The sequence below is a fragment of the Oceanisphaera sp. genome, from assembly GCF_052084945.1.
GTDB lineage: Bacteria > Pseudomonadota > Gammaproteobacteria > Enterobacterales > Aeromonadaceae > Oceanimonas.
This window is the reverse complement of sequence record NZ_JBQDEX010000080.1, coordinates 1-13,120: the sequence shown is the minus strand read 5'-3', so window position 1 is coordinate 13,120 and position 13,120 is coordinate 1. Positions and strand designations below refer to the sequence as shown.

The following is a 13,120-nucleotide window of genomic DNA, read 5'->3' as shown; positions in this document are numbered from 1 at the left end:
TAGATTGGTACATAGCTAAGTCGGCGTGGTTTAATAATTCATCGCCGTTGGTGCCGTGTTGTGGCGCTAAGGCAATACCAATACTCATACCTACGGTAGCTTCTATTTTGGCCAATCTCATTGGCTTACTAATGGCAGATATTATTTTTTCAGCCACTTTTTGCACGCTCTCAGTATTATCTATATGGGTTAATATAACCGCAAACTCATCGCCACCTAAGCGACCAATAATATCAGTTTCTCGCACGGCACTTTTCAAGCGTTTAGCTACCTCAATTAATAACTGATCGCCCACTTCATGGCCTGCGGTGTCATTAACATATTTAAAATCATCTAAGTCTAAATACATTAAGGCTATACTTTGCTCATTACGATGCATGTGTAATATGGCTTTATCTAGCTGTTCTGTAACAGAGCGACGATTAGCGATACCGGTTAACTCATCATTAAAAGCCAGCGCTTGTAGCTTAAGGGTTTGCTCCTCTACTAGGGCTCTCAACCGTTCGGGCTCAAGTAACATACGCCGTATAAATAAAGTAAATGCGCTGGCAATAATGAAACTCAATAGCATATCAATGATAATTTGTGTGCCAAAATTGGCTTCACGGCTAATTGTTATCGTCCATTCTCCATTAGGCACACTGATCTTTTTTACGACCTGTAATGCGTGTAGTTGGGTAGTCGAGTGCGCAAACACATCTTTTTTGCCAGTATCGGGGTGCATACGCGATAGTTGAAAGGCGTAACCATTTTGTTGTAAGTGGCTCAGCTCTGTACTGGCTAGCAGCTCGTCTAAATAAATAAGCGCTATGGTAAAGCCCCAAAAATAAGGCTCTCCCTTCTCTTCTAAAAAGACAGGGTTTCGGCCAATAATCCCTACGCCACCTTGCATCAACTGAAAAGGGCCAGCTAAGGTGAGCTTTTTACTTTTCACAGACTGCCAAGCTTCATTTTTTCGATTATCTAGCTGTAATAAGTTGTAGCCCAATGTTTGCTCATTACCTGCTAATGGGTAAATGGCTTTTGTAATGCCATTAGGCGCCAGCTGCAAATTAGACACACCACCGATGGTTTGCATCACCTCTGCGGCAAATTGTGCAAAATCCTTAAACTCGCCGTTGCTGCGCCTTACTTCTTGAGCAAGAATATAAGTGGTTGATAAGGAGTGCCTAAGCCGGCGCTCTATAATTGAAGACTGCGCATTGCTGATATCACCCATGGTCCGCTTTAGTTCGCTACGTTCAGCTGTCACTTTTAGGTAGGTATAGTAACTGCCGATGGCAAAGATAAAAATAAAAGTGACCAAACTGTAAAGGCAACTGCGTTTGATGTTCAGCATTTTAGTATGCCTTGTATTGTTGAGAACCAAATAAAGGCTGAATATAACTGACGCAGCTAAATATTACTTTTCATTAACAACACAGGTACATGCTTACCTTTACGCTCTAGTTCGCGATCTTCCACAAACTCAAAGCCCATATTTTCAAAAAATGGCCGTGCTGTAATACTGGCTTCACAATATAATTGGTGTAAACCACGAGAGGCAGCTTCCGCTCTTAAGCGTTGCATCAGCGCGCGCCCTATTCCTTTACCTTGATGATCGTGATGCACGTAAAATAAGTCGATACGCCCGTCTTCTGCCAACTCAGCAAAACCAAGTAAATCTCGCCCTTCGGTAGCCACTAGCGGATGGGTGCGAATAAATCGACTCACCCAATGGGGTGCATCATACTCATCTGGCGCTAGCACCACTAACTCTTCATCACTATAATCCGCTTGGTTAATGCGGTGCACTGTATTATGCAGCAAGCGCCAAATACTACCTGCCTCACCACTGCGGATCTTTCTGATTTCCATTCTCACTCCTGCCAGCAACAAATACATGTCCTCTATATAGCCATATTTATCAGTAATAAAAAAGTGGCTTAGCGACAGACTTACTACTTTTATTGCTAATTTAGCTGTTTTTACTCATATTTAGCTACTTATTCGACTCTAAAGCAGAAAACGCTAACGCTGCACGTCCCCACTTTGCAATGCAATAACAGAGCTACAACACCATTATGCTAAATCAAGCAACGCACATAATATGGACGCTAAACAATGCCTAAACAACAGATACTCTCATTGCGCTTATAATGACAAGTTAATTTGTATGTTGGCATAAACTGTAGAGCTTGCCTATCGGACCCTGGGTTGATATTCCATATATAATTCAGGCTGATTGGTTGCGGCATCTACCCCTTCCCCGGTGACGTTAAAATGCTGCTGAGTATAAAAATTAACAGCAATGTCATTTTCACAAAATACTTTTAGAGATAGTTGTTGGCGTTGTTGTTTAGCTGTATCAAGTAAGGCTTTACCAATGCCATTTTGCTGGCAATCGGGGCGCACAAATAAGGCGGCTAAATAATCATCTACTAACGCTACAAATCCCTGTACGTGGTTTTTGCGTTCGCACACCCATATTTCGGCCATGGGCAAGTAACGGGCACGCATGGCTTCTTGTTGCTGCCACCAAAATGCCGCGGGTATAAAATCGTGTGCCTGCAAAGAAGCTAACAGCCAAACATCTAAAATGGCATCAGCATCTTTAGGCTTGGCTTGTCGTATCATTCGGGTTCTCCGCCAGCTGTTTATAATAAGTGTACAGAGCTTAATCGCCGCCTGATTGGCTTTAATATGGCTCTGTGAGCTAAGTCCTGTGTCTTGATTGATAATGACTGCCTGATCACAAAGCCACTTTGCAGTACAATGCCTTTTTTGTGGCTCGCTATCGAGGATGCTATGTGGTTTAAGAACCTGCAGATTTATCGTTTTACTCGCCCATTTGATCTGGCTATTGAAGAGTTAGAAAAACAACTAGAGGCCTTGCCTTTTACCCCTTGTAATAGCCAGGAACAGGCCAAGTTTGGCTGGGTGTCTCCCTTAGGTAAGCAAGGCCAAGCGCTGACTCATATCGCTGATGAGCAAATTTTAATTTGCGCTAAAAAAGAAGAGAAAATGCTGCCCGGCTCTGTGGTTAACGACATGGTTGCCGAAAAAGCGGAGACGCTAGAAATTGAATACGGTCGCGCGTTAAAGAAAAAAGAAAAAGACGCCATTAAAGAAGAAATTATCGTTGATTTACTGCCCCGTGCCTTTAGCCGTTTTCAGCAAACTTTTGCCTGGATTAACCCTAAAGATGGTTTTATTGCAGTAGATGCCAGCTCAGCTAAGCGTGCCGAAGATATGCTGGCTTTGTTGCGTAAAAGTATTGGCTCGCTGCCCGTGGTGCCATTAGCCATGACCACACCTCCTGAGTTAACGCTAACCGAGTGGCTAAAAGAAGGCGCTGCGGCTAACGGCTTTGCATTAGAAGATGAGGCCGAGTTACGTTCTGCCTTAGAGCACGGCGGTATTATTCGTGCTAAGCAGCAAGATTTGTTGAGTGACGAAATTAAAGTACATTTAGAAGCCGATAAGCTAGTGACTAAATTGGCACTAAACTGGGCCGAAACCGTGAGCTTTATTCTCAGTGACGACATGAGCGTGAAGCGCTTGAAGTTTTCTGAAGAGTTGCGCGAGCAAAATGACGACATTACCAGTGAAGATGCCGCCGCCCGCTTTGATGCTGACTTTGCTCTGGTAACCGGCGAACTGTCTCGCTTTATACCCGATTTAATTGAAGCTTTAGGTGGAGAAGAGCAGCGCTAACGCTGCAAACCTCAACTCCTAGTGTCATAGCAATCTGGAAAACTAACTGCTCCCCACTCCCTAATCACCAGTCACATGCATGGAATGGCGCTAGGCGCCATTTCGCAGCTAAAGCCGCGACGACATTAGTGCAGTATATTAACGCTAATCCTATTCCCCAATCCCTAATCCCCAGTCACTATTCCCCAGTCACCAGTCACTATTCCCCAGTCACCAGTCACTATTCCCCAGTCACCAGTCACTACCCCTTAGGATCTAATAGATTATAAATATCTTCATTACTGCGATGGCGTACATCTTTTCCTTTTACGAAGTAAATAATGTACTCACAAATGTTTTGTACCCTGTCCCCTACTCGCTCTAGTGAGCGGGCACACCATAATACATTAAGCACATGTGGGATAGATCGCGGATCTTCCATCATAAAGGTCATAAGTTCGCGAATAATAGACTCATATTCACGGTCTACCTTGCTATCTTCTTTATGCACTTCTATGGCGGCGGCCACATCCATACGGGCAAACGCATCCAGTGATGCATTCAGCATTTTTACCGTACGGTGCCCCATGTTTTCCATCGACACTAGCGGCGGTTGCTTTTTATTGGCGTTATCCACCACCATCATGCCAATCCGTTTAGCGACATCACCAATACGCTCTAAATCAGTAATGGTTTTAATAATCGCTAAGACCAATCGTAAATCGGACGCAGCCGGTTGACGCTTGGCAATAATACGCGTGCAATCTTCGTCAATATCTACTTCTAAGTGATTTACTTGCTGATCATTGGCCACCACTGAACGTGCTAAATCCACATCTTGGGTGTGAATAGCGGTAATGGCATCGGTAAGTTGCTGCTCGACCAAACCGCCCATGACTAATACCTGATTGAGTACTTCTTCTAACTCAACATTAAACTGGCCAGAAATGTGCTTTTTAAGATTAAGATTGTTCATGCAATATCCTTAGCCGTAGCGTCCGGTAATGTAATCTTCGGTTTTTTTCTTCGAAGGCGTGGTAAACAGCGTATTGGTGTCTGTGTATTCAATTAAATCGCCCATATACATAAAGGCAGTATGATCGGACACGCGAGCGGCCTGTTGCATATTATGCGTCACAATCACCACCGTATACTGTTCTTTTAGCGTATTAATCAGCTCTTCTATTACCAAGGTAGAAATAGGGTCGAGTGCCGATGTTGGCTCATCTAGCAGTAACACCTCAGGCTCTATGGCAATGGCGCGAGCAATCACCAGTCGCTGTTGCTGACCACCGGATAAACCAAAGGCATTTTCATGTAGGCGATCTTTCGCTTCATCCCATAGGGCCGCGCCGCGTAATGAGCGCTCTACCGCGTCATCTAGGCGGCGTCTGTCATTAATGCCTTGCAAACGCAGCCCATACACGACATTTTCATAGATACTTTTAGGGAAAGGGTTAGGTCGCTGAAATACCATGCCCACTTGGCGGCGAAGTGCTGCAACATCCACACTTTTATCGTAAATATTTTGGTCTTGTAGCAATATTTGCCCATCAATACGGCAATTATCAACTAAGTCGTTCATGCGGTTAATGCAACGCAATAAAGAAGACTTGCCACAACCAGAGGGCCCAATAAATGCGGTCACTTGCCCTTTGGCAATCTTCATGTCTACGTTAAATAACGCCTGCTTATCACCATAATATAAATTTAAGTCTTTAATTTGTAGCGCCGTTTGTTCAGCCGTTAATTGCTGTGGGTCGAGAACTAATGGCTGATTTTGGCTCATGGCTACATTCATCATTTTATTACCTCAATTATGTCGTACTGGGTACGCAGACCAAGGGCAGACCGTGATTAGCATGTGACTGCTTACTGCCTGCCGGTCTTAATTTATTGATCTAACAGGCGAAATTTTTCTCGCAAGTGATTACGAATACCAATGGCTGTTAAGTTTAAGCCCACAATCACTGTCACCAACAAAAAGGAGGTGGCGTACACTAGGGGGCGTGCCGCTTCTACGTTAGGGCTTTGAAAACCCACATCAAAGATATGAAAGCCTAAGTGCATAAACTTGCGCTCTACGTGTAAGTAGGGGAAGTTGCCGTCTACCGGTAAATTAGGTGCCAGCTTCACCACCCCCACTAACATTAGGGGCGCCACTTCCCCTGCTGCGCGGGCTATGGCCAAAATAAGACCCGTCATAATCGCGGGGCTGGCAATGGGAAGCACAATGCGCCATAAGGTTTCCGCTTTAGTGGCACCTAGGGCCAATGAGCCTTGGCGTACCGAGCTTGGAATGCGCGATAACCCCTCCTCAGTTGAAACAATCACCACCGGCAAGGTTAAAATAGCCAAGGTGAGCGCCGACCATAAAACACCGGGCGAGCCAAAGGTGGGGGTGGGCAAAGACTCTGGATAAAACAACTGATCAAGCGATCCTCCCACCATATAGACAAAAAAGCCCAAGCCAAACACGCCATATACAATGGACGGCACCCCCGCCAAGTTAATCACGGCAATGCGGATAATTTTGGTGAGATTATTTTTACCAGCATACTCATGTAGGTAAATGGCCGCTACCACGCCTAAGGGGGTGACAATAATGGCCATTAAAATAACCATAAACACGGTGCCAAAAATCGCAGGAAACACACCGCCTTCGGTGTTGGCCTCGCGGGGTTCACCGCTCACAAACTTACCAATTTGTGAAAACCAATGCCCTGCTTTCGCCAAGCCGTTCATGTCGTTAGGCCAAGTGGCATCTAACACATTACCCAAAGATAAGGTGACCTGCTCGCCACGCATATCTCGCACTACCACATTATCGCGCCTGGCTTGTTCGCGTAAGCTAAACAGGCGTTTTTCAAGCACTTGATAATCCGCCCTTAATTGCTGCTCTTGCTGGCGAATATCTGCAATGGCGGCCTCGGTTGCTTCGCCTTCTAGCTCTAGACTGCGTTGTTTAAGGCGCAATTTTTCAAGCTGAAAGTTGATAGTGCCAATGTCGCCTTTTTGTAGCGACTTCATCTCACTGTTTAACTCTCGCACGCGGCTTAATCGCGTTTGCAACTGTTCGCGTACGTCCCCCGCGACCACAGTCTCACCTTGAAGTACTTGTTCGACATAGCCGTAAAAGTTGCCATGATTGGTGCGCTCTAATACTACTAAGTCTGCGGGTTGCTGACGCTCAATAATATTGGTTTCTAGTAACCAGCGAAAATCAAGCGGCACAAACTCACGGTTACCGGTTTTAATTAAATATCGGGTTAGGGTTTCGGCCTTCACGCCCTCAAGTGTGAGACCCGCCCCGCGCAATTGCGCCACCGGAACCTGTTCTCTGTCGTGTATTTCACCAATCACAGTATACTGCTCGCCCGTAGGCGCACTCACCTGCCACTCATAAATGCTGTGGGGCCAAAAGAAAGTCAGCCCGCGCCAGCCAATTAATAGCAGCAAACCTAAAACCGCGACTAAACTCACGCTAACGGCACCGCCTGTCATCCAGATCCAAGGCGCGCCAGATTTAAACCATTTATTCATGAGTTATGCCTCTACATTGAACTGTATTTGTCACGCAGTCGCTGGCGAACAAACTCGGCAACCGTGTTAAACATGAAGGTGAAAACAAACAACACAAAGGCGGCCAAAAATAGCACCCGATAGTGCGAGCTGTTAACTTCTGCCTCTGGCATTTCCACCGCGATATTGGCCGCTAAGGTGCGCATGCCACTAAAGATACTCAAGTCCATCACAGGCGTATTACCGGTAGCCATCAGCACTATCATGGTCTCGCCGACCGCTCGGCCTAGCCCCATCATAACGGCCGAGAAAATACCTGGACTTGCAGTTAGCATCACCACTCGCGTTAAGGTTTGCCACGACGTTGCCCCTAAGGCTAACGAACCATTAGTTAAGTGACGTGGCACCGAGAACACCGCATCTTCGGCAATCGAGAAAATAGTAGGGATCACCGCAAAGCCCATGGCAATGCCCACCACCAGTGAGTTGCGCTGATCAAAGCCTATGCCAAGTTCATTGGTTAAAAAGCCTCGAGCATCTCCGTCAAATAACACAGTTTCAACCCAAGGGCTCAGCGCAAAAGATAGCCAACCCACCAATACCACCACTGGCAGCAATACTATGCTCTGCCAACCTTGCGGCACGCTATTAATGAGTTTTTGAGGTAAGTGGTGCCAAACAAATGCCACGACCAATACAGAAACCGGCAACATCAGCAGTAAGATCACCATGCCCGGCAAATGGCTTTCAATTAAGGGGGCTAACCATAAACCGGCTAAAAAACCCAAAATAACGGTGGGTAGCGCTTCCATAATTTCAACGGTCGGCTTCACCACTTTGCGCAACCCAGGCGACATAAAGTAAGCCGTGTAAACCGCCCCCGCAATGGCAATGGGTACCGCAAACAGCAAGGCGTAAAAAGCCGCTTTAAGGGTGCCAAATGAAATAGGAATCAAGCTCAGTTTAGATTCAAAGTCACTGCTGCCCGAGGTGGACTGCCATACATACTGTGGCTCGGGATAGCCCTCGTACCACACCTTGGTCCACAGCGCTTTCATGGTCACTTCTGGGTGTTCGTTCTCAACATGAAAACTGGTTATTTGGTTGTCTTTTTCTAGTAATAACATCGAATTGCGCGGCGAAATCGCTAACGCCGAGACCGCTCCCTTGGCAAGGGGGGCTGAAAATAACCGCTTACCACCAGTGGTATGAAAGATATCAAGGTCGCCATTGGCAGAAGTGGTAATAAAGCCTTTACGATTCACTTCAGCCGTAACCTGCTCGACAGCACTATTGGCTGAAAAATCACGAATAAAGGTGAACTCACGAACCCCATTTTTGGCCACTTCAAACCATTGCGAGATGGTGCCATCGTCATTACTCACTAACAGCGAATTGCCTCCCGACAATAAGCTTAATTGGCTAATATTGGCGCCAGGCGCGTTCATCGTCAGCACGCTGCGCAACACTAAATTATTAATATTACGCACATCAAACACCGACACCTCATTACCGCTACGAGCCAATAAGAAGCGTAGGTTAGGTGTGAGTAATAATTGATCCACCTTAGCGGGTAGCCCGGTTATTTCAGTTCTTGTCGAACTAAAAGAGACCTCCCCCGTCATAAAGTTTTCTTTGCCGGCAAAACGGCTGAGAACCCCGGCACCTGAATCGGTAATGGCGGCCACCAATAAGTCATTATCGCGGCTGGCAATACTCAGCTGAGTTAAAGAGCGCCCTTGCTCGTCTACCACTAAGGGGGCCTCACCAAAGGGAAATACCACTTCGGGCTGTATCAGCCGCTGGTTATCGGGATAACTCACATTAAAGCGAGGCGATAACACTTTAATAGCGCCGCCTGTCACCCCGTATGCCACCATTTTTTGACTGGCACTGTGGGCAACGCTGCTCACCGTTTCATTAATGGCAAATTCAGACACTAACTCCCCCTGCTTAGGAAGAGAGTAAAAGTGCACACTACCTTGATCGTTAAAACGATAAATCAGCTCGTTTTGCTCTTCTACGCCTAATAGCACCGCTTTGCCTAGCGCCGCCTCGTCATTCACCTGCAAGCTAAATTCAGCCCCAGGCGTCACACGTGCACTATCAAAAATGGGTTTAACCACATACAGTAAATAAAAAAAGATCAGCAATAACGCCACCAGCACCAAAATACCGCCGGCAGTCACGCCGTATTGTGCTAGTCGGTCTGTAAGCCAACGCTTGCGACTGCCCGATAAGGCATAAGTCTGCTTAGTCGCTTGGGTTTGGGTTGACATGAGGCCACCTCAATAAATATCCAGTGCCCGCATTGTAAGACCCCTAGATGACAACTTTGTGACAACTCAACACTTAAAGCCATGCGTTTAACGTCATACGCCCTACGTTTAACGCTATATGCTATAGATACCGAGCTTAGCGCCTAGACAGCTGAAAAGCGGTAAATAGGGAACAGGCAAACTGACACCAAGATCTTTTGCAACGGAATCCACTGAAGCCACGGAAAAATAGAGATAAGATCTGAAAAAGACTTTATAGGGTAAGGGCAACTTGCGGTGAGGATATGGGTAGGGTCAAATTTATTCGGCCGCAGTTAGGCCGTAAGCTGGAACGCAAACAGCCCCGAGGCTAAACTCGGGGCTGTTGTTATAGTTATGCTATTTGTTGCTTACTTTAAGCCTAACTTTTTCAGATCGGCGTTAATCACACCGGCAGGTACCGGCACGTAGCCGTCTTGATCAACAATATCTTGCCCTTGTTTAGAAAGCATTAACTTAATAAATTCAGCTTCCATGGGGCCTAATGGCTTATTGGGGTGTTTATTGACGTATACGTACAAGAAACGCGATAAGGGGTAGTCACCGGTTGTCGCATTATCAGCATTCGCTGCCACATAATCTGTAGAGCCTGCTTCGGCTAATGGCACAGCTCGCACACTAGAGGTGCTATAACCTAAGCCAGAGTAACCAATGGCATTAAGTGAAGAAGACACAGACTGTACCACAGAGGCAGAGCCGGGTTGCTCATTCACATTATTTTTAAAGTCGCCTTTACACAGGGCTTGGTCTTTAAAGTAGCCATAGGTACCTGACACTGAGTTGCGGCCATAGAGTTGAATGTCGCGCTGACTCCAATCGCCTTTCAGGCCCGTTTTTCCCCACTGGGTAATTGGCTCGCTAGCGCCACAGCCTAAAGTACTGGAGAAAATCGCATCAACCTGATCTAAGCTTAAGCCTTCAATGGGGTTATCTTTATGTACAAATACCGCTAACGCATCAATGGCTACTCGTACAGGAGTCGGTTTATAGCCATAGCGCTTTTCAAAGGCTTCTACTTCGTTGCTTTTCATGCCTCGGCTCATAGGGCCAAACTGTGCAGTGCCTTCCGTCAGTGCGGCAGGTGCCGTAGAAGAGCCCGCCGCTTGAATTTGAATGTTCACATTCGGATAGTGGTGAGTAAAGGCCTCACCCCACAGGGTGGCCATGTTCGCGAGCGTGTCGGAGCCAACAGAAGATAAGTTACCAGAAATGCCGCTTACTTTTTCATAATCAGCTAAGGCTGCGTTATTCGCCAAGGCTGAACCTGAGGCTAAAGCGACCGTTAAACCAAGCGCTGTCACTAGGTTATTCAATTTCATGCTGTTCTCCATCTGAGTTAGATTCCTTAAGACGCCGCCAGTATCGCTGAGTTAAATGACAATGATGTGAAATGATCATGACAAAAAAATGAAAAGTCATGGCGTTTAGCCGCTTACTCACTCGCCCCTGACGCTCTCATTAACCGACTCGCAGGCAGGGTGAAGCTAAAGCAACTGCCCTGATTTAGCTCACTGCTGATATCTAATTGTGCACCGTGGTGAGCAAGCGCATGTTTTACTATGGCCAAGCCTAATCCTGAGCCACCGGTTTGACGGCTGCGGGCTTTATCAACACGGTAAAAACGCTCGGTTAGGCGGGCTAAGTGCTTGGGCGATATGCCCTCGCCGGTATCGGTTACTGCAAAGTAAGCACCTTTGCCAATACAACGCCACTCCACTGTGATGGTAGTGCCATTCGCAGTATGACGAATAGCGTTATACACCAAATTAGACACCACACTGCGCAGCTGCTCTTCACAGCCCATCACCTTAAGATCAGGGTCTACTTCAAAGTGCAGCCGGTGATGCCGGTCCCCACTTAAGGTTTGGGCTTCTTGCTCAAGCATCATGAGTATATTCGGCATATCAACGGGCTGCTGATCGTCTTCGGTGTCGGAGGCTTCAATACGAGTCAAGGTCATCAGTTGTTGCACTAAGGCTTCCATACGCAAGGTTTGATCTAACATCACAGTTTGCGTTTTTTGCCACATAGCAGGCTCAGGCGTGTCTTCTAATAACTCTAAATAGCCTTTTAATACCGTAAGGGGGGTGCGCAGTTCATGAGACACATTGGCAACAAAGGTTTTGCGCACTTGCTCAAGGCCACGCAAGCGTGTTACATCGCGCACCACCAACAGTAATTGATCTTCAATATAGTGCATCACTCGACACTCGAGCAGGGTTTGCTCGCGCTGGGGAGCGGGTAATTCAAGAGGCTCTAAAAAGTTACCTTGCTCCATATAGGTAATAAATAAGGGAGTGCGGATCAGGTTGCCAATATGTTGGCCGGCATCGTCTGGCCAACGAAAGCCCAGTAACTGTTGGGCAAGCTTATTACACCAAATGATGCTGCCATCGTGACCAATGACCACGGCGGCATCGGGCAGTGCCTCGGCACCTTGACGAAAGCGTTTAATTAAGCGTGCTAATTCACGACGGCGAGCACGCTGGCGTTGTTGTTGGCGATACAAACCATTAAAAATAGACTCCCAACTGCCCGTGCCATGAGGAGGGATCAAGCTTCGATCTCGCCATAACCACACTTTAAGCTTATGTTGAAAACGGTAATGCCAAAATAAATGCAGCACGGTGGCACATAATAACCCCAGAGAGAGATTGTCTATCATTAAACCCAGCACCAAAAAACCGCTATAAAAAAGGGCTAAACGCCACCATAAACCACGGCGAGATTCATGTAATTGCATCGTTAAACCTAGGGTTAAAGACGAGTAGAAAAGCGATATCCCGCACCACGCACCGTTTGAATAAATAAATGATGATCGGTTGCAGAAATGGCCTTACGCAAGCGACGAATATGCACATCAACCGTTCTGTCTTCTACATAAACGTTTGTTCCCCATACATTGTTTAATAGTTGCTCGCGACTATAAACACGCTCAGGGTGACTCATAAAAAAGTGCAATAATCTAAACTCGGTGGGCCCAAGTTCAAGAGCCTGCTCATTAGCCGTTACTCTGTGAGTGACGGGATCTAATTTAAGACCTTGTATTTCTATTGCCTCGTCTGCGGCAGTGGGGGCAACTCGGCGCAATACGGCATTTAGTCGAGAGGTTAGCTCTTTTACTGAAAAAGGCTTGGTAATGTAATCATCAGCCCCTACATCTAAACCGGTAATTTTATCTTCTTCTTCGGCACGGGCGGTCAGCATAATGACGGGAATTTGCCGAGTTAGCTCATTTTGTTTTAATTGTTTAATAAATTGAATACCGCTGCCGCCAGGTAGCATCCAGTCTAATAAAATCAGTTCAGGGTAAGGCTCTTGTAACATATCGATAGCTTGTTGGTAATCCGCTGCGGGCTCTGGGCTAAAGCCTTTTTGTTCAAGCATCAAACATACCATGTCGCGAATGGCAGCTTCATCTTCTACCACCAGAATTTTCCGTGTCATTTCACAATCCTTATAACCGACCTTATGTGTGACCATTATTAGCAATCAATGTGACAGTTTTATGAATTAGTGTCATTTGATATTTATGCCCTTCCCCTTTTGGGAAGCCCTCAGCTTTAAGCTATCAGCCTGTCACTTCATCACATCTTTTGCTTGCA

Annotated in this window: 11 protein-coding genes; 1 reads left to right on the top strand and 10 read right to left on the bottom strand. The window is 46.4% G+C overall.

Going from position 1 to position 13,120, the window contains the following annotated elements; translation table 11 throughout:
• The 3 genes from ACTHY5_RS08395 to ACTHY5_RS08385 form a co-directional block, all read right to left on the bottom strand.
• Positions 1-1,339 (bottom strand): diguanylate cyclase domain-containing protein (locus ACTHY5_RS08395; RefSeq protein WP_441878635.1); only part of this gene is annotated, 1,339 nt, incomplete at its 3' end.
• A gap of 56 nt (positions 1,340-1,395) precedes the next feature.
• Positions 1,396-1,857 (bottom strand): GNAT family N-acetyltransferase, encoded by a 462-nt coding sequence (locus ACTHY5_RS08390; RefSeq protein WP_441878633.1) that lies wholly within the window; start codon positions 1,855-1,857, stop codon positions 1,396-1,398.
• A 324-nt stretch (positions 1,858-2,181) separates the two neighbouring features.
• Complete coding sequence (locus tag ACTHY5_RS08385) at positions 2,182-2,616, bottom strand: N-acetyltransferase (RefSeq protein ID WP_441878631.1); 435 nt, start codon at positions 2,614-2,616, stop codon at positions 2,182-2,184.
• Between the two features lie 171 nt (positions 2,617-2,787).
• Between ACTHY5_RS08385 and rdgC the strand changes: the two genes are divergently transcribed.
• On the top strand, positions 2,788-3,696 hold the full coding sequence (rdgC, locus tag ACTHY5_RS08380; RefSeq protein WP_441878630.1) for a recombination-associated protein RdgC: 909 nt from the start codon (positions 2,788-2,790) through the stop codon (positions 3,694-3,696).
• A gap of 241 nt (positions 3,697-3,937) precedes the next feature.
• Here the strand turns inward: rdgC and phoU are convergent, their stop codons facing one another.
• The 7 genes from phoU to phoB all read right to left on the bottom strand — a co-directional run bounded on the left by phoU (position 3,938) and on the right by phoB (position 12,962).
• On the bottom strand, positions 3,938-4,651 hold the full coding sequence (gene phoU, locus ACTHY5_RS08375; RefSeq protein ID WP_441878628.1) for a phosphate signaling complex protein PhoU: 714 nt from the start codon (positions 4,649-4,651) through the stop codon (positions 3,938-3,940).
• A 9-nt stretch (positions 4,652-4,660) separates the two neighbouring features.
• Complete coding sequence (gene pstB, locus ACTHY5_RS08370; RefSeq protein WP_441878626.1) at positions 4,661-5,479, bottom strand: phosphate ABC transporter ATP-binding protein PstB; 819 nt, start codon at positions 5,477-5,479, stop codon at positions 4,661-4,663.
• Positions 5,480-5,568: 89 nt separating this feature from the next.
• Positions 5,569-7,218, bottom strand: a complete 1,650-nt coding sequence (gene pstA / locus ACTHY5_RS08365; protein ID WP_441878624.1) for a phosphate ABC transporter permease PstA — start codon at positions 7,216-7,218, stop codon at positions 5,569-5,571.
• Positions 7,219-7,229: 11 nt separating this feature from the next.
• Positions 7,230-9,476: a phosphate ABC transporter permease gene (locus ACTHY5_RS08360; protein ID WP_441878622.1), complete on the bottom strand. Its 2,247-nt coding sequence runs from the start codon at positions 9,474-9,476 to the stop codon at positions 7,230-7,232.
• A gap of 389 nt (positions 9,477-9,865) precedes the next feature.
• Positions 9,866-10,834: a PstS family phosphate ABC transporter substrate-binding protein gene (locus tag ACTHY5_RS08355; RefSeq protein ID WP_441878620.1), complete on the bottom strand. Its 969-nt coding sequence runs from the start codon at positions 10,832-10,834 to the stop codon at positions 9,866-9,868.
• Positions 10,835-10,947: 113 nt separating this feature from the next.
• On the bottom strand, positions 10,948-12,258 hold the full coding sequence (phoR, locus tag ACTHY5_RS08350) for a phosphate regulon sensor histidine kinase PhoR (protein WP_441878618.1): 1,311 nt from the start codon (positions 12,256-12,258) through the stop codon (positions 10,948-10,950).
• A 14-nt stretch (positions 12,259-12,272) separates the two neighbouring features.
• Positions 12,273-12,962, bottom strand: coding sequence for a phosphate regulon transcriptional regulator PhoB (phoB, locus tag ACTHY5_RS08345; RefSeq protein WP_441878616.1), 690 nt, complete (start codon positions 12,960-12,962; stop codon positions 12,273-12,275).
• Between the last annotated feature and the right edge of the window lie 158 nt (positions 12,963-13,120).

What these genes read in the sequence shown, in the direction of transcription:
- ACTHY5_RS08390 (WP_441878633.1), bottom strand. Translation starts at nt 1,857, where the DNA reads ATGGAAATCAGAAAGATCCGCAGTGGTGAGGCAGGTAGTATTTGGCGC.
- phoB (WP_441878616.1), bottom strand. Translation starts at nt 12,962, where the DNA reads ATGACACGGAAAATTCTGGTGGTAGAAGATGAAGCTGCCATTCGCGAC.
- ACTHY5_RS08355 (WP_441878620.1), bottom strand. Translation starts at nt 10,834, where the DNA reads ATGAAATTGAATAACCTAGTGACAGCGCTTGGTTTAACGGTCGCTTTA.
- phoR (WP_441878618.1), bottom strand. Translation starts at nt 12,258, where the DNA reads ATGCAATTACATGAATCTCGCCGTGGTTTATGGTGGCGTTTAGCCCTT.
- phoU (WP_441878628.1), bottom strand. Translation starts at nt 4,651, where the DNA reads ATGAACAATCTTAATCTTAAAAAGCACATTTCTGGCCAGTTTAATGTT.
- pstA (WP_441878624.1), bottom strand. Translation starts at nt 7,218, where the DNA reads ATGAATAAATGGTTTAAATCTGGCGCGCCTTGGATCTGGATGACAGGC.
- ACTHY5_RS08360 (WP_441878622.1), bottom strand. Translation starts at nt 9,476, where the DNA reads ATGTCAACCCAAACCCAAGCGACTAAGCAGACTTATGCCTTATCGGGC.
- rdgC (WP_441878630.1), top strand. Translation starts at nt 2,788, where the DNA reads ATGTGGTTTAAGAACCTGCAGATTTATCGTTTTACTCGCCCATTTGAT.
- pstB (WP_441878626.1), bottom strand. Translation starts at nt 5,479, where the DNA reads ATGATGAATGTAGCCATGAGCCAAAATCAGCCATTAGTTCTCGACCCA.
- ACTHY5_RS08385 (WP_441878631.1), bottom strand. Translation starts at nt 2,616, where the DNA reads ATGATACGACAAGCCAAGCCTAAAGATGCTGATGCCATTTTAGATGTT.